We start from the raw sequence: 22,460 nt of genomic DNA, 5'->3' as shown, positions 1-22,460 counted from the left end.
GGCCACGGGGTGCCGCTCCGTAGCGTTGCCGACGACCGAGACCGCCGCGACCCGCACCCCGGGTCCGCATCCCGGGTCCGTACCCCCCGACCCGCGACGGCCGCACAGCCCGGGGTCCCGGGTCCCGCACGACCCGTCCCCGTAGAACCTGTAGAAGGAGACCCTGATGAGCGATGTGCCCGAGGCAGCCATCGCACGGACCGGACCCCAGGAACCCACTCCACGCGGCGCGGGCGCCGGGACCGTCCCCGGACCGCGCACCGCGGTTCTGGGGGAGTCGCGCTCCGCGGACGGCAGCACGCTCCCGGCGGCCGGCGGCCCGTACGACCTCCCCTACCCGGCCCCGTACCGCCCCGCGTACCGGTCGATGCCCGAGGACGAGCGCTCGGCCCTGTGGCGCCAGCGCCTGCACGAGGCCGAGGCCGGACTCACCTCGTTCCTGGCGGCGCGCGGCGACCATCTCCATCTGACCGACTGGTTCGCGCTGCAGGCCGAACTCTTCGCCGATCTGCCCGATGCGCGGGACACCGACTCGGCAGCCTGGCAACGGGTGTTCTTCCGCGGCCAGGCCCTGATGGAGCGATTCCTCGTCACCCGGTACGGCGAGGAGTCGCTCGCCGGGTGGGCCGGTGCCAACGCCGAGGTGCACCGCACGGTCGAGCCCGACCACGGACGGGGCGCCGCCGACCCGATCCACCGCATCGCCCGGCAGGCCGAACTCTATGGTTCCGACTACGAGTTCGACTCCGACGCACCCGAAGGCCCCGACCACGCGGCGCTGACCATCACCCACTGCGCGATCTGGGACTACCGCGAGCGGGCCCGCCGCAGTGGAGTGCGCCTCACGCTGGCCTCGCCGTGCACCTACTGCACGGAGGCGCTGTCCGCCAACATCCGGGCCAAGGGCTACCGTCCCTCGCACCGGCTGCGCAGCGGACCCACCGGGCACGGCTGCCGCTGGGAGGCCGACGCCCCGGCCGGCGACGTCACCCTCCCCGTCAACGCGCGGGAGGCGTGATGTGCGGGATCACGGGATGGGTCGACTGGGAGACCGACCTGCGTACCAGGGAGCGGACCGTGCGGGCCATGACCGAGACCCTGGCGTGCCGGGGACCGGACGCCGACGGTGTCTGGCTCTCCAAGTACGCCGCACTCGGGCACCGCAGGCTCTCGGTGATCGATCTCGACGGCGGTGTGCAGCCGCTGCGGGACCTCCCCCTTCCGCGCGCCGTCATCAGCTACAACGGCGAGCTCTACAACTACCGCGAGCTGCGCGCCGAACTGCGGGCCCTCGGGCACGAGTTCCGCACCGCGTCGGACACCGAGGTCGTGCTGCGGGCGCACGTGCAGTGGGGTGACCAGGCACCCCGCAGGTTCAACGGCATCTTCGCGTACGCGCTGTGGGACACCCGCCGCGAGGAACTGCTGCTGGTCCGCGACCACCTGGGGATCAAGCCGCTGTACTGGCACGCCCACCGCAGCGGGGTGCTGTTCGGCTCCGAGCCCAAGGCCGTCCTGGCCAACCCGCTCTTCCGGGCCGAACTGGACGCCGAGGGCATCGCCGAACTCTTCGCCCTCCCGGCCGCGCCGACGGCGGGCCACGGACTCTTCCGCGGTCTGCACGAAGTGCGCCCCGGCACCGTGGTGACGGTCGGCAGGTCCGCGACCCGGCAGTCGGCCTACTGGGCGCTGGAGTCACAGCCGCACACCGACGACCCGGCGACCACCCGGGAGACGGTCCGCGCGCTCCTCGCCGACAGCGTCGAGCGCCAGCTGCTCAGTGACGTCCCGCTGTGCACCCTGCTGTCGGGAGGCGTGGACTCCAGCGCCATCACCGCGCTGGCCGCTGGCGCCCGCGAACGGGCCGGCCAGGGCAAGGTCACCAGCTTCTCGGTGGACTTCCCCGGCAGCGAGGAACGCACCCCGGACGCCTGGCGCACCACCCTGGACGCCCCGTACGTCCAGGCCGCCGCCGAGCACATCGGCACCCGGCACACCTCCGTCGTGGTCCCCGACGACGACATGCTCGACGCCCGCGACGCCGTCCTGCGCGCCCGGGACCGGCCCGGCTGGGGGGAGATGGACGCCTCGCTGCACCTGCTGTTCCGCGAGGTGCGGCGGCACTCCACGGTGGCGCTCTCCGGCGAGGCCGCCGACGAGATCTTCGGCGGCTACCCCTACTTCCACGACGCGCGGGCGCTCGCCGCCGACACCTTCCCCTGGCTGCACGGCCGCACCACCCCGGCCGCGCTGCTGCGCCCCGAGGTCCGCGCCGAGGTACGCCCCGACGAGTACACCGCCGAGGCGTACCGGCGGTCGCTGGCCGAAGTGCCGCGGCTGGACGGCGAGACCGGACCGGACCGGCGGCTGCGGGAGGTCTTCCATCTCGCGCTGACCCGCTGGCTCCCGCCGCTGCTGGACCGGGTGGACCGGGTGAGCATGTCGGTGGGCCTGGAGGTGCGGGTGCCGTTCTGCGACCACCGGCTGGTGGAGTACCTGTGGAACGTGCCGTGGCACCTCAAGTCCCCCGGCGGGCGCTCCAAGGGGCTGCTCCGCGACGCCGTCCGCGATCTGCTGCCACCCCAGGTGACGGACCGCCCGAAGAGCGGCTACCCGTCGACCCCCGCGGTCCGCTACAGCGAGGTGCTCACCGCCCGCGCGCACGAACTGCTGGCCGATCCGCAGGCGCCGGTCTTCGACCTGGTGGACCGGGACGTGGTGCGCCGCGCGCTCGCCGAAGGACGTCCGCTGCCCAGCCCTCGAACGGCTCCCAACCCGATCGGCGGCCTCGACCACCTGATCCAGGTCGACGAATGGCTGCGGGCCTACCGCGTGGGGCTGCGATGAGCCCCACGAGTCCCTCCGCCCGCGCGCAGGCCCCGTCCGGCCGCCCGCGGACCGAACCGGCCCTCGGAGCGGACTCCTTCCGCGCCGCGGCCCGGCACTGGACCACCGGAGTCGGCGTCCTGACCACCCAATGGGGCGAGGAGGTCTTCGCCAAGACCGTCTCCTCGCTGTGCACGCTGTCCCTCGAACCCCTGCTGGTCAGCGTCGCGGTGGACCGGCGCAGCCCGCTGGTGGACGCCGTCCGCGGCAGCGGCCGGTTCGCCGTGAGCGCGCTGAGCCGGGAACAGGAGCACATCGCCCGGCGGTTCGCCGCCCCGGGCGCCGGCCGCGCCCTCGGCTTCTTCACCACCGCGCCGATGCGGACGGAGATCACCGGCGCACCCGTCCTGGAGCACTGCCTGGCCTGGTTCGACTGCCGGCTGCACAGCGTCCTGCCCGGCGGCGACCACGCGATCCTCGTCGGGCAGGCCGTCGCCGCGGACACCGGTGACGGTGAGCCGCTGCTCTACCACGACGGACGGTACCGCTCCCTCGACCGCCAACCGATCACCCCGACTGGAGTGCACGCATGACCCTGCTGGACACCACCGACACCGGACGGGGCCTGCTCACCGCCGACCGGTACCGGGCCGAGCTCGACGACGGCCGTGAGCTCTATCTCGACGGGAAGCGCATCAGCGACCCGGCCGGCCATCCGGCGTTCAAGCCCGCCGCCGACGAGATAGGCCGGCTGCTCGACCTCCAGCACCATCCCGACCACCAGGACCTGCTCACCTGGCAGGACCCGGCCACCGGGCAGCGCCTGGCCCGCGCCTACCAGCCGCCGCGCACCGTGGAGGAACTGCGCGTGCAGCGGCGCAGTGCCGAGTTCTGGCACGCCGAATCCCTCGGCCAGCACGGTCGCTCGCCCGCCTTCATGGCCTCCATCGCGGTCGGCCTCTACGACTTCCGCCACCAGCTGGAGAAGGCGCGCACCGGATTCGGCACCAACGCCGAGGCCTGGTACCACCACACCTCCCGCAACGACCTGGTGCTCTCGCACGCGCTGGGCGATCCGCAGATCGACCGGTCCGCCGACCCGGTGGACGATCCCGATCTCGCGCTGCGCGTGCTGTCGGAGAACGAGCGGGGCATCGTCGTACGCGGCGCCAAGCAGCTGACCACCCTGGCCCCGCTGGCGCACGAGGTGCTGGTCTACCTGTCGGCGTCGTTCGCCCAGCGCCGCGGTGAACAGTTCGTCGTCTGGTTCGCCCTGCCGCTGAACACACCCGGCCTGGTGACCCTGTGCCGCGAACCCCTCGGCAGCAGCCCGTGGGGACACGCCCATCCGCTCGGCGCCCGCTTCGACGAGCAGGACGCCATGCTGTTCTTCGACGACGTCCTGGTGCCCTGGGACCGGGTGTTCCTGCTGCGCGAGAGCGAGCTGGCCAGGACCGGCCTGGGCCGGATCAACGCCTGGAGCGCCTATATCGGGCACGTCCGCTACCGCGAGCGGCTGCGCACCCTGCTGGCCACCGCGACCCTCGTGGCCGAGAGCATCGGTGTGGACGGCTTCCGGAACATCCAGGAGGACCTGGGAACGCTGGCCGGTTACGCCGAACTCACCGAGTACTTCCTGGACGCCGCCGAAGCCCGTGCCACGGTCACCGACAGCGGCCTGCTGGCGCCCGGAGACACCGCGGCCAGCCGGGTGTGGTCCGCCGAAGTGGCGGGCAAGGCGGTCGACATCGTGCGCGGCATCGGCGCCTCCGGGCTGCTGATGCAGCCGACGGCGAACGATCTGGCCAACCCACGGCTCCGGCCGCACCTCGACCGCTACATGCGCGGGCGCGGTATCGACGCCGAACACAAGTCCCGGCTCTTCCGGCTCGCCTGGGAACTGACCGGTGACGGCTTCGGCCAGCGCCAGGACCTCTACGAGTTCGTCCACCGGGGAGACCTGGCCCGCAACCGCATCAACCTGTACCGGCGCTACGACCAGAGCAGCGTGCGCGAGCGCCTGCGGCGGCTCATCGCCGGACCCACCACTTCCCCGGAGGTCCAGTCGTGACCGCGTCAGCCGTCGAGATCCAGGCCCGGACGCTGTCCGGTTACGCGGACGCCAGCAGGCTCCGGCAGGTCCACGACCGTGACTGGGTGCTCGACCAGGTGCCGGGCGAGCCCGAGGTGCTGCTCGACCTCGGCAGCGGCATCGGCCAGTTGCTGCGCTCCGCCCTCGACCGCCAGCCGTCACTGCGGCTCGCGGTCGGCCTGGAACGGTCCGAGCACCGCATCGCCGAGGCGGCCGAACACCTGCGCCCGTACGGTGACCGGGTCGCGCTGCACCAGGCCGATCTGACCGTGCCCGCCCCGCTGGAGTACCGGCCGGACGTGGTCACCATGACGTCGGTGTTGCACTGGCTGTACCCCGACGAGGACCGCATCCTGGCCTGGGTCGGCGACCACCTCGCCCCCGGCGGGCACTTCCTGCTGACGACCTACCATCCGGCGCGGGACGAGCACGGCCTCGGCGGCGAGGACGACCTCGTCCGTGACGCCCTGGTGGCCCTCGGCGCCGAACGGGACGCCGTGCCGGCGGTGTTCGCGGCGGGGGAGGGGGAGGCGGGCGGCGCGGTGCTGCCCATCGCCACCCGGACCCGGACGGTCGAGGACCTGGCCGGGCTCCTGGAGCGGTACTTCCGGGTCGAGTCGGTCCTCGACCGCGACGCCGTGGTGCACATCGAGGACGCGGGCCAGTACAGCCACTTCCACGCCGCCACCTTCGGCGACTACTACAGCCGTCTCGTCCCGCCCACGCAACGTGCGGAGTTCTTCCGGGCGGTCGGCGACGCCGCCTGGCGACGGCAGGGTGAACGCGGCTGGGTCAGCAACATGCCCGTACGACTGTGGAAACTCCAGCCACGTGATTGACGCCTAGTCTGGAAGCACCGTCACCGACCCCGCCGGCCGAGGAGTCACCTCCGATGTCCACCCCCCTCCCCAGCCAGGAACTCGGCGCCTTCCTGCGAGCCCACCGCGAACTGCTCCAGCCGTCCGACGTGGGGCTGACCGCCAACTCCCGCCGCCGCACACCGGGGTTGCGGCGCGAGGAGGTCGCGTCGCTGTCCGGAGTGGGACTGGCCTGGTACACCTGGCTGGAACAGGGCCGGGTGACCGCCTCCCGGCAGGTGCTGGAGGCGGTCGCCCGCGCACTGCGGCTGGATCCGGCGGGGCTGCGGCACGCCATGCGGCTGGCCGGTCACCACGAACCGGCCGGTCCGCTGGACCGGAACGGATCCGGGGACCTCGCGTCGACCATGCAGCCGGTGCTGGACTCCTGGCCCACCAGCCCGGCCGTGCTGCTGGACCGGCACTTCGACCTGCTCGGATGGAACACCGCGTGGAGCGCGCTGTGGGGAGCTCCGGAGGCGGTGCCCGCCGACCGCCGCAACCTGATGTGGCTGATGGTCGCGGGCCGGCAGCTGCGCACCGTGCTGCACGACTGGGAGCCGCTGGCGATGAACGTCTTCCAACACTTCCGCGCCCAGGCCGGCACCTCCCTGTCCGACCCCCGTACCGGGGAGGTCTACCGGCACCTGGACGAGGACGCCCCACAGTTGCGCCACTGGTGGGGCTGCCACTCGGTGGCGGAGCTGACCACGCGTACCGTCGTCGTCGAACCCCCGGGCATCGGCCGGATCCAGCTGGCGCTGTCGTCCTTCCACCCGGTGGACGACCCCTCGGCACTGGTGCTGCTCTTCACCCCGCGCACCGCCGAGGACCACTCCCGTATGACGGCGCTGACCGAACGCCCGCTGCGTGCGGTCACCGGACTGCCCGAACGACACGCCGGCTGAGACGCAAAAGGAGTGGGGGAAGGGCCGCGGCCCTTCCCCCACTTCGCTGCCCACGTCAGACGCTTTCGGCGGCCTCCTCGACACCGTCGGACCGTTGACCAGCGGCCTGACCGGTGTCCGCCGGCGTGCGCAGGCCGTGACTGACCGCCAGACCTCCCAGCGCGCTGAGCAGCGCGAGACCCACGCCGATGACCAGCGTGCCGGTCGAGACGTCCCCGAAGGCTCCGACGGCCCAGGCCCCCACGCCCGTTCCGGCGTACATCGTCGAGGTCAGCCATGCGCTGGAGGTGGCGCGCAGCTCCGGTGCGACCGTGCCCGCCAGGGTCTGCTGATCGGTCACGAAGCCGCCGCTGGCCACGAACCAGACCGTCACGCCGACGAGCGCCGCGATCAGGCCGGGACCGCCGGCGGAGAGGGCGACCCCCACGGCGAGCAGCACGCCCCACAGCCCGAGCAGCGGCAGATGGGACCTGCCTGCTGCCCGCGCCCGGTCACCGAGGCGTCCGGCGGCGAGCGAGCCGGTCACACTGCCCACGCCGACCAGGATCCCGACCAGGCCGAGTTCGGCCACCGTCAGATCGAACCGGTGGACCAGCAGGGCCCCGAGGAAGGTGTACGCCCCGAGGTTGGCCGCGTGGAAAACGGTGTTGACCAGCAGGGCCTTGCGCAGTGCCGGGTCCGTCCAGCCGGCCAGTACGGCCCTGACCGCGCCGATCGCCGCTGCCGGGCGCGGGGTCGCGGCGACCTGGCGCAGGAGCAGCGGCAGCGCCGCCGCGGTGCCGATCGCCAGCGCCACGAAGGCCGAACGCCATCCGGCGATCCCGGCCAGCGCACTACCCAGGGGAACACCGACGACCTGGCCGCAGGAGAACAGCGCCATGCCCAGCCCGAGCGCCCGGCCGCGGAAGCGGTCAGGGGCCGTCTCGGCGATGTGCGCCCAGATCGCGGGCCCCGCCGCCGCGGCGGCCAGCCCCGCGACCGCCCGCGAGAGCACGAGCGGGGCCAGCCCGGTCGAGAGCGCGGCAGCGGCGTTGGACACGATGAACAGCGCGGTGCCGGCGAGCAGCGTCTGCCGTCGCCCGATCCGGTCGCTGAGCAGGCCGAGGAACGGCGCGCAGACGGCGTAGACGAGTACGTAGGCGGTGACGCTGGAGGCGGCGGCCGCCTCGCTGACGCCGATGTCGCCCGCGATGGTCGGAAGCAGCGGGGAGACCAGGAACGTCTCGGTCCCGAACAGGAACAGCAGCACGAACACGCCGGCATAGCGCAGCCAGTCGTAGGTCTCGGGCGCGGCGGCCGGCTCAGCGGGTGCGCCGGAAGTGCGGCTCAAGGGAATCACAGCCTTTTCGAGCGGGGATCCGGAGCCAGGTGAACCCGGGCCGGCTCCCGGCGGCGCTCTGCGGCGCGGCGGGGCAGGGACGGGGCGGGACGGCGGGGTGCGGCTCCGGCGGGGTCGGGGCCGTCCGGCCCCACCATCGTGTGCCGCCGCGCAACGGTCAGCCAGACAGGCGATCATCCTGTGACCGCAGCACATAGGCAGCACGCCGATGAGGGGCCACGACCCGTCGGCCGTGACCCCTCAACCCGACTGTGCCGCGGCCGTGTCGCGCTGGGCGACGACCTTGTCGAGCTTGCCGGTGACCACGTCGAAGACGAAGCCGCGCACCCGGTCGGTGTGCGGGATGAAGGCGCTGGACCTGATGCGCGCCACGGACTGGCGTACGTCGGTCTCCAGATCGGAGAAGGCCTCGGCCGCCCAGGGCGGCGGTTGCCTTCCTGATCGACCGGATGAGGACGCACCGCCCCGAGGGCGTGAGCGTCAGCAGGGAGTCAGATCAGTGACAACAGAGGGAGCCGGCGATCCGCTGCGGATCGATGTTCTGGCGTCCGTACAGATGGACGACGGGCCCGCGGGGGCCGAGAGTGCCGACGACGACACGACCGGGTGCTGTCCGCATCGTCATCGCCTCTCTCCGGTTCGAACGGCCGGTGGCCTCGTCACCTCATATCGACGCCATCCCGCGGCTATTGCCCGGCGCAATGCCCGCCGGGCGCCCCGCCCCCGGTCTACCGCGAGACCTCGATCACGACCTTGCCCCGGGTGTGGCCCTCCTCCACGGTGCGCAGCGCCTGGCCGGCCTGCTCGAAGGGAAAGGTCCGGGTCACGAACGGGTCGAGGACGCCTTCGGCGACCAACGTCGCGACGGCGTCCAGCACTTCGGTGTTCCGCTTCCTCGCTACCGTCGACCCGCCGAGCTTGACGACGTTCACCTTGTCAGGACCGCTGATCAGCGTCGCGGGGTCCGCCAGCAGCGCGGCCACCTCCTCCAGGGAATCGCCCCCGACCAGGTCGAAGACCGCGTCGACACCATCGGGCGCCGCCGCGCGCACCCGGTCCGCCACACCGGGTCCCGACTCGACGTGCACGACACCGAGGGCCTCGACGAACTCCTTCTTCGCCGCGCTCGCGGTGCCGACCACCCGCAGACCCCGGTGCGTGGCGATCTGCGCGGCGGCGCTGCCCACTCCGCCGCCGACACCGTTGATCACCAGCATCGAGCCGGCCGGCAGATCGAGCTGCTGCACGCCGTCGTACGCGGTGGCCACGGCGACCGGCAGTGTCGCGGCGTCGGCCCAGGTGACCCCGGCGGGCTTGTGCGCGGTGCTCGCCACCGGCAGCAGCGTGTACTCGGCATACCCGCCGGTGAGGGGATTGCCGAACACGGCGTCCCCGACCGCGTACCCCTCGACGCCGTCGCCCACCTGCTCCACCACACCGGACACCTCACCGCCCAGCACCGCGGGCAGCTCCACCGCCGGCGCGTTGGCCTGGACGTATCCCGTCCTGCGCTTCCAGTCGACGGGATTGACCCCGGCCGCCCGTACCGCCACCAGGAGTTGGCCGGCGCCGGGCACCGGCCGCGGCACGTCGGCGAAGGACTCGGTCTCGGGACCGCCGAACCGGGAGAACACATAGGCCTTGGGCATCGGTATCTCACACTTCTGGTCGAGGAGCTGGAGAGGAACGGGAGACGAGCCGGGCAGGACAACCACCTACACGATGCCGCTGGGGCCCTGACCCGGAGGTCGCTCGGGGCGGCGTCGCGCGGTGTCCGGGACCCGGACGAAGGTGAAGAGCGTTCTGCGGCGCACGGTGAAGCCGAGCGATTCGTACAGCCGGACGGCACCGGTGTTGGACTCCGCCGCATGCAGGAACGGGGTGTCCCCCCGGTCGCGGATACCGGCTGCGGCATGGCGGATCAGCCGCGTCGCCAGCCCGGACCCGCGATGGTCCGGGTCGGTGCACACGGCGCTGATCTCCGTCCAGCCGGGGATCCGCATCCGCTCCCCGGCCATCGCGACGAGCCTGCCCTCCCGGCGGATCCCGTAGTAGGCACCGAGCTCGATGGTGCGGGGCAGGAACGGGCCCGGCCTGGTGAGCGCGACGAGATCCAGCATCTCCGGAACATCGGCGGGGCTCAACCGCACCGCTTCCGGTTCCGCCTCGGCGCGCAGCGCGGTGTCGACGAGTTGCACCCCGTACCCGGAGTCGACGGTCTCCCAGTCCTCTGGAACGGCCGCGGTTCCCGTGACGGCGACGGTGAGGCCCGGCTCCACCAGCTCGGCCAGGTCCTTCCAGCCGCGTGGATCCTCGGCGTCGGCGAGCGCCACGAACGGCGACACGTCGGGCTGATAGCGGGCGGCGGCCCCGATGATCTCGGCGAGGTGGCGGTGCGGGCCGGTCAGTGCGGCCCACGCGGGGTTGTCCAGGACGTGCGGCGGCGCGGCCGCGTCCTGCCCGGAGTGGTGCGGAGGATGGAGACCTGTGGGCATGGTGGTGGGGACTCTCCGTTCTGGCACGGTGCTGTTTCTGCTGCTGCGGGGCGGTTCGCGGGACGGTGTTCGGCCCGGACTTCAGCCCCGACAGAGGGCGCTGCTGACCCGCAGCAGATCGATGTGCCGTCGCAGGAACGCCGAGGCCCGGCCGTGGCGTCGCCACGCGGCCATCCCCGGACCTGCGTACATACCGCTCACCATCGTCCTTCTGCCCGTGCGGGCCTCGCGTCCGCCGGAGGTGCTCCGGCCGTAAGCTAGGCACGCCGAACAGAGCGTGTCAATGAGACCCCCGCGGCCGGACGGCGCTACCCCGACAACGCGGTTCAGGAGTCCTCGGGTTCCCGGGTGAAGCCGAGTGCGAGTTCGGTCAGCAGTCGTGCGCCGAAGCCGGTGCAGCCGCGGGGACGCCAGGACGAGGCGGTGTCGTTCTGGGCCGTGCCGGCGATGTCGATGTGCGCCCAGGCGCGGCCCGCGACGAACTCCTCGAGGAACAGGGCCGCGTGGATCGCCCCGCCGTTGGGTCCGCCCATGTTCTTGATGTCGGCGACGTCCGAGTCCAGTTCGCCGCGGTAGCGCCGGGCCAGGGGCAGCTGCCAGACGGGCTCGTCCGTGCGCCGGGCCGCTTCCAGCACCTGGTCCACCAGCGGTTGCGCGTTGCCGAACACCGCGGCGATCTGCGGGCCGAGCGCCCGCAGGCTCGCGCCGGTGAGGGTGGCGATGTCGACGATGGCGTCGGTGGGCTCCTCGGTGGCCAGGACCAGGGCGTCGGCCATCACCAGCCGCCCCTCGGCGTCGGTGTTCAGCACCTCGACGGTCGTGCCGCCGCGCAGGGTGAGCACATCGCCGAGCTTGGTCGCGGACCCCGAGGGCATGTTGTCCGTGCACATCAGATAGCCGGTCACGAAGGTGGGGCAGTGCAGTGCGGACAGCACCGACATGGCCGCCAGGATCGCTCCCGCACCGGACATGTCGTTCTTCATCGTGGCGTGCACCGCGTCGGCGGGCTTGAGGCTGATGCCGCCCGAGTCGTACGTGATGCCCTTGCCGACCAGCGCGAGCCGGGGCACCTCGGGGCCGCCGGACGGGGGCCGGTAGGTCAGCTTGATCATGCGGGCCGGTTCCGTGCTGCCCGCGTTGACCCCCAGCAGCCCGCCGCAGCCCAACTCCCGCAGCGCGTCCTGGTCGAAGACCTCGACGTCCAGACCGCTCAGGGCGCCGACGCGCGTCGCGCAGTCGGCCAGCCGGGTGGCGGTGAGCAGGTTCGGCGGGGAGTTGGCCAGATCCCTGGCCAGCAGGGTCGCCTTCGCCAGGAGCCCGCCGCGCTGGGCCCCGCGGTCGGCGGCATCGGTGTCATGCGCGGGCACCACGAGCGTCAGGCTCATGACGGGGACGGTCCCGGTGTCGCTCTTGAGCGGCTCGAAGGTGTAGCGGGCCAGCAGCGCGCCCTCGACCAGCGCCTGCGCCGCGACCAGGCTGTCCACGCCCGCGCCGACCGGGGTGAGCAGCGTCAGCCGCGCGGAGCGCCCGGCGGCCAGGGCGAACGCGGCTGCCGCGTCACGCAGCGAGGCGGGGTCGGCGGCCTGCGGGTCGCCGATGCCGTAGAGCACCACGGGCGTGCCCTGCGCGTGCGCGCACACCAGTGTCTGTCCGACGCGCCCGGTGAAACCGGCCGCCGCTGCGGCCGCCGGGGTCAGTCCCACGTCGGCGGGCAGTTCGCCGCCCTCCGCGACCGGAATCCCCCAGATGTCGTCCGGGCCGGCCCCGGGCCCGGACTCCTGCGCGGCCACGACGTCGATCTCGGGCATGTGGTCGAAGGAGGGAACCGGGTCGGAGGTGTCCGCACGCAAGGACATGGCGGGTCTGCCTTTCACGCCTGCGGTTTCGGCCGCGTGGTCGCGCAGTCCTGATGCGCGGATGCCACTGTGCGCACAGGGCGCGCGGCCCCGCTCCCGGCAACACGCCGTATTGGGCCGAACGGCCGACCCAGGGACCGCCGGACCGAGGGAACCGGTCCCGTGGACCGTACGGCGCCGGCCGCCGTCGTCACCGCGTGCCGGGCTCCGGCTCCAGCAGGGTGGCCAGCCCGTCGAGGATGCGTTCCAGTCCGAAGGCGAAACGGGCTTCCATGTCGGGCTCCGACAGATCCGCGGCGAGGGCCACCAGATGGGGGAACCGGTCGGCGGGGAGCTGCTGGAGATGCTCGCGGGCGGCGTTGACGACCTCGGTCCGGGTGGCCTGCCCGACGGCCTCGGCGGCCGAGAGGGGGGACTGCTCCTGGAGCACGAAACCCGCCACGTAGTTGCCGAGCAGGTAGCTGGTCAGAGCGGCATCGGCAGCGGGGAATCCGGCCTCCCGGAGCCGGTCCAGCTGGTCCTCCAGGATGACGAGGAGGCTCGGGCCGAGGTTGAAGCGCCCGGCGACGACCCGGGCGGCGTCGCGCTTGCCGAGCAGGTGCCGGCGGTGCAGATGGCAGTACGCGCGCAACTGCTCGCGCCAGTCGCCCACCCGCGGCGGGGGCACGGCGTCGGCCACCAGGGCGTCGGCCAGCAGGTCCAGCAGCTGCTCCTTGTTGCGGACGTGCCAGTAGAGCGAGGGCGCCTGCACCCCGAGTTCGGCCGCCACCCTGCGCATGGACAGGGCGTCGAGGCCGTCCCGCTCCAGCACCAGCAGGGCTGCTCCCACCAGCGCTTCCTGGGTCAGCGGCGGCTGCTGGCCGGGCGCCTTCGCGCGGTCTGTCCTCATCGGTCGCCTCCTCCGTGTCCGCCGGTACCGCGGATATCCACTTGTCATCTAACACCGTTAGGGGCAATCTAACGGTGTTAGAGATCGACTAACACTGTTAGGGGACCCCATGGCGGAGCTCAGCTCCCGACGCAAGTACCTGGTGCTCGCCACCCTGTGCGCCACGATGTTCATGGCCATGCTCGACAACGTCGTGGTGAACACCGCTCTGCCCCGGATCGGACAGGAACTCCATGCCGGGGTGAGCGGCCTGCAATGGGTCGTGGAGGGCTACAGCCTCGTCTTCGCCGCCCTGCTGCTCACCGGTGGCACCCTCGGCGACCGCTACGGGCGGCGGCGGATATACCTCGCCGGCCTCGCCCTGTTCACCGCCGGCTCGGCGTTCGCCGCGCTCTCCGGCACCACTGGACTGCTCATCGCGGCGCGCATGACACAGGGACTGGGCGCCGCGCTGCTCACCCCGGGCAGCCTCTCGATCCTGCGGCACACCTTCGAGGACGAGCGGGAACGCACCCGCGCCATCGGCCTGTGGTCCGGCATCTCCGCCATCGGTCTCGCCCTGGGGCCGGTCATCGGCGGCCCGATGGTCGACGCCTTCGGCTGGGCCAGCGTCTTCTGGATCAACGTCCCCATCGGCGGGGCCGCACTGCTCCTGGGCAGCCGCGTACTGCCCGAGTACCTCACCCGCACCGCGCGGCTCGACCTGCCGGGACAGCTGCTCGCCGCCGTCGGACTGGGCGGACTCGTCTACGCCCTCGTCGAGGGTCCCAGCCGCGGCTGGACCGACCCGGTCACGCTGGGCGCCGCCGCGGCCGGGGCGGGGGCACTGCTGCTGTTCGGCGTCGTGGAACTGCGGGCCGCCGAACCCATGATGGATCTGCGGTTCTTCGCGGACCGGGTGCTGGCCGGGGCGGCGCTGGCCGCGTTCACGGTCAGCTTCGGCATGTTCGGCGTCATGTTCTTCCTGCCGCTGTACCTGCAGAACGTGCTGGGCTGGGCGCCCACCGGCTCAGGGGTGGCGGCGCTGCCGTGCACCGCCATGATCATGATCGCGTCGCCGCTGTCCGGCAGGCTCGCCATGCGCTACGGGGTCCGGCCACCCCTCGTCGCCGGTCTGACGCTGTGTGCGGTGGCCCTCGCGGGGCTCTCCCTGTACGGATCCGGCGCCCGGTACCCGCAGTACCTTTGGGTGCTGCCGCTGATGGGCTTCGGCATGGGCTTGAGCTTCGCCCCCGCCTCCATCGCGGTACTGCGCCGCGTCGCGCCGTCCGCGGCGGGCATGGCCTCCGCGGCGCTCAACACCGTCCGCGAACTCGGCGGTGTCGTCGGCGTGGCCGTCCTGGGCGCGGTGCTGACCAGCCGGCTGGCCTCCGGCCTGACCCACCGTCTGGAGTCCGCCGGCACCCCGCCGCAGGCACGTCACGACATCGTCGCCTCGGTCACGGGTGACGGCGCGGGCGGACTCGTCCGCGGCTCGGGCCTGCCCCCGGCACTGCACCGCACGATGGACGCGTCCTTCGTGGACGCCCTCCATCTCGCGGTCCGCTGCGGCGCGGTGGTCATGGCCGTCACCGCCGTGGCCGTCTTCCTCCTGCTGCGCTCCCGGCCGGAACCGGTGTCCCCGGTGTCCGGACCGGTGCTGGAGCAGTCCGGGGCCGCCCTCGGCGCGTAGGAAGTCGCCGACAGCGACCATGGTCGTGGTGCCCCCGCCCCCTCGGGGGCACTACGCCGGGCGCACCGGGAGGTAGCTGAGGATGACCATCCCGGTGCTGTGCACCTCGGTGCTGTTCAGGGTGAACCTGGTCTGCAGCGCGTCGCGGTACAGCAGTTGCTCGGAGGTGGCCTTGCCGGACAGGACGGGGTGGAGCCACACCCGGAACTCGTCGAGCAGCCCGTTCTCCAGCAGCAACCGGGTCACGGAGCCGAAGCCGTACTGCAGGATGTTCCCGCCCGGCTCCTCCTTGAGTTTCCGCACCTCGGCGACCACATCACCACTGATCACGCTGGTGTTCTCCCAGCTGGGGTCCTTCAGCGTGGACGACACGACGTGCTTCCGGATGCCGTTCATCCGGTCGGCGAACTCATCGGCTCCCGCGCGCGAGGACCACGCGGGGGCGAACCCGTCGTAGGTCTTCCGCCCCATGATCAGCGCGTCGCTGCCGAAGAGCTGGGCCTGGGCGGCCTTGGTGGCTTCGTCGCCGAAGAAGTCGAAGTGCCAGTCCTGCATGTTCGACATGTCGCCGTCGAGGGTCACATAGGTGGCGTTGATGATCTTTCGCATGGTGGTACTTCCTCCGTTGTCGCTCCGTGCGGTGCGTCTGATGGGGGTAGACGCCGGCGAAGATCCGAACTCATCGCCACCTCAAGGAAAATCTCGGCACCCGGCGCGGACCGATGACTACGGTGAGCGTGTGACGAACGCCTGGAGCACCACCGACGCCGGCGTTCTCCGGCTGCCCTCCGGGCGCCTGGTGCGCGGCCGTGCCCTGCGCCGGCCGCTGCCGGCCGGACCGGTACCCGACTTCGCGGTCCATCTGCTCGGCAAGCGGCCGCCCGAAGTGCCGTGGGAAGCGCGCTGGCTGCGCTGGCCGGACTTCCGGCTGCCCGGCGACGACGCGGAGGCCCGGTCCGTCCTCGCCGAGGCGCTGGCCCGGGCCGGCGGCGAACGCGTCGAACTCGCCTGCGGCGGCGGCCGGGGACGCACCGGAACGGCCCTGGCGTGCCTCGCCGTCCTCGACGGAGTCCCGCCCGGCGAGGCCGTCGCCTACGTCCGCCGCCACTACGACGCCCACGCCGTGGAAACGCCCTGGCAACGCCGCTATGTGCGCCGCTTCGCTCCCTGACGCCGTTGAGGGCACTGCCCCGGAGTCGGTTCCGCCCGCGCCCTCACGCCCGACGGTCCCGTCGACGCCCTCCTGCGGCGGGCGGGCCGATGCGTTCGGCGGTCATTCCGCGTCCTCTTTCGTCTGCGCCGAAGGTAGTCGGGGATCGGGGGCCGACGCGGTCGCGTGGCAGGCGCCGCGGCCGTCGGCGCGGGCCGTGATCCGGCTCGCCCGGATGCGGACGGCGACCTCGGTTCCGTCACTGACGGCGGGCACGCCGGCCGCCGCGGCGAGGGCGCCCGACTCGTCGAAGACCACCTGGAGGCGCGGCCAGGCCGACGGCGGGAACGCCTGGCGCAGACAGCCGCAGAGGTCCGCGACGGCCAGCCGCGCCAGCGGTGCCAGTTCGTCGGGGTCCCCGGTGACCAGGACGGCCGTGACCGTCGCTCCGGGCGGCGCCGCCCGTACCGCCTCCTCCACCGCCTCGAGCCGGTGCAGCCCCAGGATCGCGACCACGCCGTCGTCCGTGAGCCGGGCGGGTCCGCCGTGCACCGCGTCGAGCGTGGGCGGCGGGGACCACGGCTCGTCGGTCGGCCACGCCTGGGTGATCACGTGCGGCGGCGGCCACCAGCCGTTGAGGTCGAGGCCCGCCAGTTGCGCGCAGGCACTGACGACGTTGAACGGTTCGACGAATCCGGGCGCGGCCGCGGCCATCTGGCCGGCGCCGTGCAGGGTCGTCAGCACGGCTTCCGCGACCCGCACCAGACTGCCGTCCGGCGCTCCGGGCGGCCGGAGGCCCTCCAGCGCCAGCCCGAGCAGCAGCGCGTCCAGCTTCATCAGCTGGGCGAACGGCCGCCGGATGCGCTCCTCGGCGAGGATCTCGGGCATCACGTACATCCCGAGCCGGGCCGGGCCGTGCGGCTCGTCGGTGTCCGCGAGCGGGAGGCGTGCGACCCAGGCGCGGGCGAGCGTGCCGAGCGCCTCGGGGGCGGTGTGCCCGGGCTCGGGGTGCGGCGGTCCGGGGGTGCGCTCGGCGAGGGCCGCCAGGACCGAGAAGTACAGCGCGCGTTTGCTGGGGAAGTTGGAGTAGACGGCGCCACGGGTCAGACCGGCGCGCCCGGCGATCCGGTCCACCTTGGCGTCCCGGAAACCGTGCTCGGCGAACTCGTCCCGGGCCGCGGTCAGTACCTTGGCGCGGTTGCGCTCCTGCAGCTCCACCCTGCTGGGCCGGCCCATCGCCCTCACTCTTGCCTTCGCGCTTCCGCGTTGCGTCCGTCGCGGCTCAAGATACCTTGACCATTCAAATGGTGGCGTCATATGGTCGCAGCATTCGAGTGGCCGTCCCGACTCCCGAGTCCTTGCCTCCAGGGCCGTTCGACCGGCACAACCGTTTGAGGAGACACTTCCGCGTGGCACGCATCGGTGACGGCGGTGACCTGCTGAAATGTACGTTCTGCGGGAAGAGCCAGAAGCAGGTCGGCAAGCTCATCGCGGGACCGGCCGACATCTGCATCTGCGACGAGTGCGTCGAGCTCTGCAATGAACTCATCGTGGAGGAGACCGGCGGGCCCCCCGAGGCCGGCTCGCTCGAACTTCCGACACCGCGCGAGATCCACGCCTTCCTCGACGGCTACGTCATCGGGCAGGAGAGCGCCAAGAAGGTGCTGTCGGTGGCGGTCTACAACCACTACAAGCGGGTCCGTCCGCAGACCGGCGGGAGCGGGAAGCGCGGTGCGAAGGACGAGACCGTCGAACTCGGCAAGTCCAACATCCTGCTGATGGGCCCGACCGGCTGCGGCAAGACGTACCTCGTCCAGACGCTGGCCCGGATGCTCGACGTCCCGTTCGCGATCGCGGACGCCACCGCCCTCACCGAGGCCGGCTACGTCGGGGAGGACGTCGAGAACATCCTGCTCAAGCTGATCCAGGCCGCCGACCACGACGTCCGGAAGGCCGAGCGCGGCATCATCTACATCGATGAGATCGACAAGATCGCCCGAAAGAGCGACGGGCCGTCGATCACCCGGGACGTCTCCGGCGAGGGCGTCCAGCAGGCGCTGCTGAAGCTGCTGGAGGGCACCACCGCGAGCGTGCCGCCGCAGGGTGGCCGCAAGCAGCCGCGCCAGGAGTTCATCGCGTTCGACACGAGCAACGTGCTGTTCATCGTCGGTGGCGCGTTCGCCGGCCTGGAGCGGATCATCGAGCAGCGCGCCAGCCGTTCGGGCATCGGATTCGGCGCCGAGGTGCGCAGCACGGAGGAGCGGCGGAAGCGGAACGAGGACGCCTTCGCCGACGTCATGCCCGCGGACCTGGTGCAGTTCGGGCTCATCCCGGAGATCGTCGGCCGGCTGCCCATGGTGTCGACCGTCCAGCCGCTGGACGTGGCGGCGCTGACCCGGATCCTGACCGAGCCCCGCAACGCGCTCATCAAGCAGTACCAGAAGCTCTTCGAGCTCGACGGCGTCGAGCTGGAGTTCACCGAGGACGCCGTCGCCGCCGTCGCGGAGCAGGCCCTGCTGCGCCGCACCGGCGCCCGGGCGGCCCGCTCGATCCTCGAAGAGGTCCTGCTCAACGTGATGTACGAGGTGCCGAGCCGGAGCGATGTGGCCCGCGTCGTCGTCGACCGCGACACGGTGCTCGACAACGTCAACCCGACCCTGATCCCGCGCGACTACCCCGGCCCCGCCCCGGAACCCGGCGAACGGACCGCCTGAGCCCGCCCGCGCTCCGGGCCCGGGGGAGCGCGGCTGACTACGCTGGGGGCGGTGTTCACCTCCGAAGGACCCACGCTCCGCGAACTGACCGTGCAGGCGCTCTCGTCGATCGAGCGCGGCTACGACCTGCTGGCGCCGAAGTTCGACCACACCCCCTTCCGCACACCCGAGCCCTTCCTGGACGCGGTGACCGGCGCACTGCGCCCGCTCGGGCCGTTCGGGACGGGGCTCGACGTCTGCTGCGGTACGGGCGCCGGGGTCGGGGTGCTGCGGGAACTGTGCGAGGAGCGGGTCACCGGGGTCGACTTCAGCGCCGGGATGCTGGCCGCCGCCGGGCAGGCCGTCCCGGTGGAGGGCAAGCCCGCGGTGGACTGGGTACGGGCGGATGCGCGGGCGCTGCCGTTCACAGCGGCGTTCGATCTGGCCGTGAGTTTCGGCGCGTTCGGACACTTCCTGCCCGCCGAGCGGCCGGGTCTGTTCGCCGAGGTGCACCGCTCGTTGCGGTCCGGCGGGGTGTTCGCCTTCCCCCTCGGCGCTCCGCTGCCGGTCCGTTCCCCGCTGTACTGGGCGCTGTACGGATTCGACGCGGTCATGCGGGTGCGCAACGCGCTGTGGCGTCCGCCGTTCGTCATGTACTACCGGACCTTCCCGCTGCGGGGAGTGCGGGACGATCTGGTCGGGGCCGGGTTCACCGTGGAACTGCTCCCGCTGGAGGAGTTCGGCCGCCGCCCGGACGGCAGCCCGCACTGCCGGCTGGTGGTGGCCGGCGTAGCTGAGGGACTGCCTCAATTCCGGACGGCGAATCATCGCAGCGGGATATGAGGAAAGTGTCAGGGTGCGGCATACATCTCACCGCGGCATCGGCGAACACCAGTGCGCTTAACATCCCAGGGGTGTGCGCACATATTCTGGTCGCGGAAGACGACGAAATGCAGGCGGAGCTGGTACGCCGGTGCGTGGAGGCGCACGGTCACACCGCGACCGTCGTCCACGACGGCCGGTCCGCCGTCGACGAGGTGCTGCGCAGCCGGCCCGACCTGCTCGTCCTGGACTGGATGCTGCCGGAGATTGACGGCCTGGGCGTGTGCAGAATCCTGCGGCCCGGCAGCGATCTGCCGGTGCTGATGCTCACCGCCCGCTCCCATGAGGACGATCTGCTGCTCGGCCTGGAGCTGGGCGCGGACGACTACATGACCAAGCCCTACAGCCCGCGCGAGCTGATGGCCCGCATCCACGCCCTGCTGCGGCGCGTCCAACGGCCCCCGGTGGCGGCCGACGGTGTCCTGTGGGTCGACACCCTGGCGGTGGACCCCGCCCGGCGGGCGGTGAGCTGCGCGGGGGAGCCGGTGGTCTGCACACCCGGGGAGTTCGAGATCCTGCTGGCGCTGGCCGCCGAACCGGACCGGGTCTTCACCCGCGGTCAGCTGCTGGAGTGCGTCCGGGGGTACGAGCGCGCCATCTCCGAGCGCGCCATCGACGTCCACATCCTCAACCTGCGCAAGAAGATCGAGATCGATCCGCGCAAGCCGGTGCGCCTGGTGACCGTGTTCGGCGTCGGATACAAACTGACCGGAGGCCGCCGTGGCCCGTAACGTTCCGCTGCGCAAGAGCCTGCTGGCCCGGCTGCTGGTCACCTCGATGCTGATCGCCGTCTGCTCGATCGTCGCCACCGCGTGGCTCGCGGTGCAGACCACCACCCGGGCCATCCAGCAGGAACAGGGCCAGATCCTGTCCGACGACGCGATGATCCACGACACGCTGACCGGCTACGCCGCCGGGCACAAGGCATGGGCCGGCGTCCAGCCGACGATCGACCGGCTGGCCCGGGCGACGGGCCGCCGCGTCGCGCTCACCGACCAGGACCGCCATGTGCTCGCCGACTCCGCGCCGAAGGGTCCGGAACTGCCGCCGCGGGCCTTCGCCGTCATCGACGCCCTGCGGACCGACACCCCGCTCCAGGGGCAGAGCGGAACGCAGCCGGTGTCACGCATCGATCCGCGCGCGGTCGGCCCGTACCGGCTGCCCGCCGCCGAGCACGCGCTGCTGACGCAGTTCGCCGGCAAGGTGCTGGCGTGCCTGCGCGACGAGGGGTGGGTGGGGAAGGTGGCCGACAGCCCCGGCGGCCGGCCCACCGTGCAGGTGTCCCGCGACGGCCAGACGAAGCTCGACGATTACGCCTACGACGACTGCGGTCTGGCGGGGCTGAGCCGGCCCACCGCCACCGAACAGCGGGCCCTGAGCGGCCTCGACATCCTGGTGAACGCCTGTCTGGCCCGGCAGGGATCCACCGTCGCGGGATATGTGAGCCTGTCGTCCGACTTCACCTGGGGCAAGGGCGTCAAGGTACCGTCGGACTACCAGGTGCTGCAGGACTGCATCGACGCCAGCCGCCGGGAGCAACTGCGCACCTTCGTCGCCCCGGCCGCGCAGCTCTTCGTCAGCGACACCGGCGCCGGCGCCGGCCGGCCGCGCTTCGACCTGTCACGGGCCAACACCACCCGCATCGCCGGCGTGACCGGACTCGTCCTGCTCCTCACCGTCACCGTGACGGCCCTGATCGCCACCCGGCTGGTCCGGCCGCTGCGTGCCCTGACCAACGCCGCGCAGGAGCCCATAGAACGGCACACCCGCGTCCCGGTCACCACCAGCGACGAGACCGGATTCCTCGCCGCGGCCTTCAACGACCTGTCAGAGCGCAGGGAACGCACCGAGACCCAGCGCAAGGCGATGGTCAGTGACATCGCCCATGAGCTGCGGACCCCGCTGACCAACATCCGCGGCTGGCTGGAGGTCGCCAAGGACGGCATCGTCGTGCCCGACCAGCGGCTGCTGTCGTCCCTCCACGACGAGGCGCTGCTCCTGCAGCACATCATCGACGACCTGCAGGACCTCGCGTCCGCCGATGCCGGCACCCTGCGGCTGCACCCCGAACCGGTGCGGCTGGGTGATCTCCTGCAGCAGGTCGCCGACGCGAACCGCGCCCACGCTCAGGTCGCCGGGGTGAGCATCGCCGCCTCCGTGGAGGGGGATCCGCAACTGAGCGCCGACCCCGTCCGGCTGCGCCAGGCCCTGGGCAACCTGGTCTCCAACGCGCTGCGCCACACCCCGTCGGGCGGGAGCGTCTCGCTGCACGCCCACCGGGCCGACGGCATGGTCACGATCGATGTCACCGACACCGGTTCCGGGATCGCGCCGGAGGACCTGGCCAACATCTTCGACCGGTTCTGGCGGGTGGAGAAGTCCCGCAGCCGCCGCACCGGCGGCAGTGGACTGGGGCTGGCCATCGTCCGCCAGCTCGCGCACGCCCATGGCGGCACCGTGACCGCGCGCAGCGTTCCCGGCGAGTCCACGGTCTTCACGCTGCGACTGCCACCGCACCCCGTCATGGAAGCGGCGGCCGATGGTCCGGCGTCAGCGGGACGGGTACCGGGCGACGCCGCCGCCCCACGCCGCCGTTTCGGGCGCGACCACTCGCGTGACCGTCACGGCGGTCACTGAACCGGCGGGGGCGCCGGCCGCGTCAGCCGCCGCAGCGGAGTCGGCCGCGTCGGGTGCGTCAGGTGCCAGGACCACCCGTGACTCCCTGACGCCGCCCGCTTCGCCACCGACGCAACCGGTCACCACGGACAGGACCGAGAACGTGATGGTGGCCAGTGCGGCGG

General features: G+C 72.4%; 21 protein-coding genes. 12 read left to right on the top strand and 9 right to left on the bottom strand.

Annotated features, from left to right (window positions below; translation table 11 throughout):
* Nucleotides 1-166: 166 nt before the first annotated feature.
* From C6N31_RS36335 to C6N31_RS36310, 6 genes are read left to right on the top strand one after another with little or no spacing between them, the layout of a single operon-like run.
* A complete protein-coding gene (locus C6N31_RS36335; RefSeq protein ID WP_138353476.1) occupies nt 167-1,018 on the top strand; it encodes a hypothetical protein in 852 nt (283 codons plus the stop codon).
* Nucleotides 1,018-2,847, top strand: coding sequence for an asparagine synthase (glutamine-hydrolyzing) (gene asnB, locus C6N31_RS36330; RefSeq protein ID WP_198359118.1), 1,830 nt, complete (start codon nt 1,018-1,020; stop codon nt 2,845-2,847). Before C6N31_RS36335 ends, asnB begins: the two co-directional genes overlap by 1 nt.
* Nucleotides 2,844-3,419 (top strand): flavin reductase family protein, encoded by a 576-nt coding sequence (locus C6N31_RS36325; RefSeq protein ID WP_187144740.1) that lies wholly within the window; start codon nt 2,844-2,846, stop codon nt 3,417-3,419. Before asnB ends, C6N31_RS36325 begins: the two co-directional genes overlap by 4 nt.
* Entirely contained in the window at nt 3,416-4,897 is a 1,482-nt protein-coding gene (locus tag C6N31_RS36320; protein ID WP_138353479.1) for a 4-hydroxyphenylacetate 3-hydroxylase family protein, read from the top strand. Before C6N31_RS36325 ends, C6N31_RS36320 begins: the two co-directional genes overlap by 4 nt.
* Nucleotides 4,894-5,757, top strand: a complete 864-nt coding sequence (locus tag C6N31_RS36315; protein ID WP_138353480.1) for a class I SAM-dependent methyltransferase — start codon at nt 4,894-4,896, stop codon at nt 5,755-5,757. The genes C6N31_RS36320 and C6N31_RS36315 overlap by 4 nt, the downstream gene beginning before the upstream one ends.
* Before the next feature lie 53 nt (nt 5,758-5,810).
* Nucleotides 5,811-6,683 carry a helix-turn-helix transcriptional regulator gene (locus tag C6N31_RS36310; protein ID WP_138353481.1) on the top strand — a complete coding sequence of 291 codons (873 nt, stop codon included), beginning with the start codon at nt 5,811-5,813 and terminating at the stop codon, nt 6,681-6,683.
* A 55-nt stretch (nt 6,684-6,738) separates the two neighbouring features.
* Here the strand turns inward: C6N31_RS36310 and C6N31_RS36305 are convergent, their stop codons facing one another.
* The 7 genes from C6N31_RS36305 to C6N31_RS36280 all read right to left on the bottom strand — a co-directional run bounded on the left by C6N31_RS36305 (nt 6,739) and on the right by C6N31_RS36280 (nt 13,262).
* Nucleotides 6,739-8,013 carry an MFS transporter gene (locus C6N31_RS36305; RefSeq protein ID WP_187144739.1) on the bottom strand — a complete coding sequence of 425 codons (1,275 nt, stop codon included), beginning with the start codon at nt 8,011-8,013 and terminating at the stop codon, nt 6,739-6,741.
* Between the two features lie 249 nt (nt 8,014-8,262).
* The gene (locus C6N31_RS36300; RefSeq protein WP_381586696.1) at nt 8,263-8,394 is read right to left on the bottom strand and encodes a carbonic anhydrase; all 132 of its coding nucleotides are present in this window, start codon (nt 8,392-8,394) and stop codon (nt 8,263-8,265) included.
* A 124-nt stretch (nt 8,395-8,518) separates the two neighbouring features.
* The gene (locus tag C6N31_RS45315) at nt 8,519-8,647 is read right to left on the bottom strand and encodes a hypothetical protein (RefSeq protein ID WP_269288963.1); all 129 of its coding nucleotides are present in this window, start codon (nt 8,645-8,647) and stop codon (nt 8,519-8,521) included.
* Between the two features lie 103 nt (nt 8,648-8,750).
* On the bottom strand, nt 8,751-9,671 hold the full coding sequence (locus tag C6N31_RS36295) for an NADP-dependent oxidoreductase (RefSeq protein WP_198359117.1): 921 nt from the start codon (nt 9,669-9,671) through the stop codon (nt 8,751-8,753).
* A gap of 66 nt (nt 9,672-9,737) precedes the next feature.
* Nucleotides 9,738-10,517 carry a GNAT family N-acetyltransferase gene (locus C6N31_RS36290; protein WP_198359116.1) on the bottom strand — a complete coding sequence of 260 codons (780 nt, stop codon included), beginning with the start codon at nt 10,515-10,517 and terminating at the stop codon, nt 9,738-9,740.
* Nucleotides 10,518-10,843: 326 nt separating this feature from the next.
* Nucleotides 10,844-12,373, bottom strand: coding sequence for a leucyl aminopeptidase (locus tag C6N31_RS36285; RefSeq protein WP_138359105.1), 1,530 nt, complete (start codon nt 12,371-12,373; stop codon nt 10,844-10,846).
* A gap of 190 nt (nt 12,374-12,563) precedes the next feature.
* Nucleotides 12,564-13,262 carry a TetR/AcrR family transcriptional regulator gene (locus C6N31_RS36280; protein WP_164292727.1) on the bottom strand — a complete coding sequence of 233 codons (699 nt, stop codon included), beginning with the start codon at nt 13,260-13,262 and terminating at the stop codon, nt 12,564-12,566.
* 109 nt (nt 13,263-13,371) lie between these two features.
* Between C6N31_RS36280 and C6N31_RS36275 the strand changes: the two genes are divergently transcribed.
* Nucleotides 13,372-14,934 carry an MFS transporter gene (locus C6N31_RS36275; protein WP_138359101.1) on the top strand — a complete coding sequence of 521 codons (1,563 nt, stop codon included), beginning with the start codon at nt 13,372-13,374 and terminating at the stop codon, nt 14,932-14,934.
* Nucleotides 14,935-14,985: 51 nt separating this feature from the next.
* Here C6N31_RS36275 and C6N31_RS36270 read toward each other — a convergent pair whose 3' ends face one another.
* Nucleotides 14,986-15,543, bottom strand: a complete 558-nt coding sequence (locus C6N31_RS36270; protein ID WP_138359099.1) for a dihydrofolate reductase family protein — start codon at nt 15,541-15,543, stop codon at nt 14,986-14,988.
* Nucleotides 15,544-15,673: 130 nt separating this feature from the next.
* Here C6N31_RS36270 and C6N31_RS36265 point away from each other — a divergent pair, with 130 nt between their 5' ends.
* Nucleotides 15,674-16,105 carry a protein-tyrosine phosphatase family protein gene (locus tag C6N31_RS36265; RefSeq protein ID WP_138359097.1) on the top strand — a complete coding sequence of 144 codons (432 nt, stop codon included), beginning with the start codon at nt 15,674-15,676 and terminating at the stop codon, nt 16,103-16,105.
* A 102-nt stretch (nt 16,106-16,207) separates the two neighbouring features.
* Here C6N31_RS36265 and C6N31_RS36260 read toward each other — a convergent pair whose 3' ends face one another.
* Nucleotides 16,208-17,320: a TetR/AcrR family transcriptional regulator gene (locus C6N31_RS36260; protein ID WP_138359095.1), complete on the bottom strand. Its 1,113-nt coding sequence runs from the start codon at nt 17,318-17,320 to the stop codon at nt 16,208-16,210.
* A gap of 173 nt (nt 17,321-17,493) precedes the next feature.
* Here C6N31_RS36260 and clpX point away from each other — a divergent pair, with 173 nt between their 5' ends.
* From clpX to C6N31_RS36240, 4 genes are all read left to right on the top strand, one after another.
* A complete protein-coding gene (clpX, locus tag C6N31_RS36255; RefSeq protein ID WP_138359093.1) occupies nt 17,494-18,798 on the top strand; it encodes an ATP-dependent Clp protease ATP-binding subunit ClpX in 1,305 nt (434 codons plus the stop codon).
* A gap of 51 nt (nt 18,799-18,849) precedes the next feature.
* On the top strand, nt 18,850-19,620 hold the full coding sequence (locus C6N31_RS36250; RefSeq protein WP_198359114.1) for a class I SAM-dependent methyltransferase: 771 nt from the start codon (nt 18,850-18,852) through the stop codon (nt 19,618-19,620).
* A gap of 71 nt (nt 19,621-19,691) precedes the next feature.
* Complete coding sequence (locus tag C6N31_RS36245; RefSeq protein WP_138359089.1) at nt 19,692-20,390, top strand: response regulator transcription factor; 699 nt, start codon at nt 19,692-19,694, stop codon at nt 20,388-20,390.
* Nucleotides 20,380-22,296 carry a sensor histidine kinase gene (locus tag C6N31_RS36240; RefSeq protein ID WP_138359087.1) on the top strand — a complete coding sequence of 639 codons (1,917 nt, stop codon included), beginning with the start codon at nt 20,380-20,382 and terminating at the stop codon, nt 22,294-22,296. The genes C6N31_RS36245 and C6N31_RS36240 overlap by 11 nt, the downstream gene beginning before the upstream one ends.
* Nucleotides 22,297-22,460 lie beyond the last annotated feature (164 nt).

It is taken from the genome of Streptomyces fildesensis, from assembly GCF_016107395.1.
In the GTDB taxonomy this organism is placed as follows: domain Bacteria; phylum Actinomycetota; class Actinomycetes; order Streptomycetales; family Streptomycetaceae; genus Actinacidiphila; species Actinacidiphila fildesensis.
This window is presented reverse-complemented; position numbering and strand designations above follow the sequence as displayed.

Coding starts and splice junctions, on each gene's coding strand:
- C6N31_RS36260 (WP_138359095.1), bottom strand. CDS start 17,320: ATGGGCCGGCCCAGCAGGGTGGAGCTGCAGGAGCGCAACCGCGCCAAG.
- C6N31_RS36310 (WP_138353481.1), top strand. CDS start 5,811: ATGTCCACCCCCCTCCCCAGCCAGGAACTCGGCGCCTTCCTGCGAGCC.
- asnB (WP_198359118.1), top strand. CDS start 1,018: ATGTGCGGGATCACGGGATGGGTCGACTGGGAGACCGACCTGCGTACC.
- C6N31_RS36325 (WP_187144740.1), top strand. CDS start 2,844: ATGAGCCCCACGAGTCCCTCCGCCCGCGCGCAGGCCCCGTCCGGCCGC.
- C6N31_RS36285 (WP_138359105.1), bottom strand. CDS start 12,373: ATGTCCTTGCGTGCGGACACCTCCGACCCGGTTCCCTCCTTCGACCAC.
- C6N31_RS36335 (WP_138353476.1), top strand. CDS start 167: ATGAGCGATGTGCCCGAGGCAGCCATCGCACGGACCGGACCCCAGGAA.
- C6N31_RS36290 (WP_198359116.1), bottom strand. CDS start 10,517: ATGCCCACAGGTCTCCATCCTCCGCACCACTCCGGGCAGGACGCGGCC.
- C6N31_RS36270 (WP_138359099.1), bottom strand. CDS start 15,543: ATGCGAAAGATCATCAACGCCACCTATGTGACCCTCGACGGCGACATG.
- C6N31_RS36295 (WP_198359117.1), bottom strand. CDS start 9,671: ATGCCCAAGGCCTATGTGTTCTCCCGGTTCGGCGGTCCCGAGACCGAG.
- C6N31_RS36320 (WP_138353479.1), top strand. CDS start 3,416: ATGACCCTGCTGGACACCACCGACACCGGACGGGGCCTGCTCACCGCC.
- C6N31_RS36280 (WP_164292727.1), bottom strand. CDS start 13,262: ATGAGGACAGACCGCGCGAAGGCGCCCGGCCAGCAGCCGCCGCTGACC.
- C6N31_RS36275 (WP_138359101.1), top strand. CDS start 13,372: ATGGCGGAGCTCAGCTCCCGACGCAAGTACCTGGTGCTCGCCACCCTG.
- C6N31_RS45315 (WP_269288963.1), bottom strand. CDS start 8,647: ATGACGATGCGGACAGCACCCGGTCGTGTCGTCGTCGGCACTCTCGGC.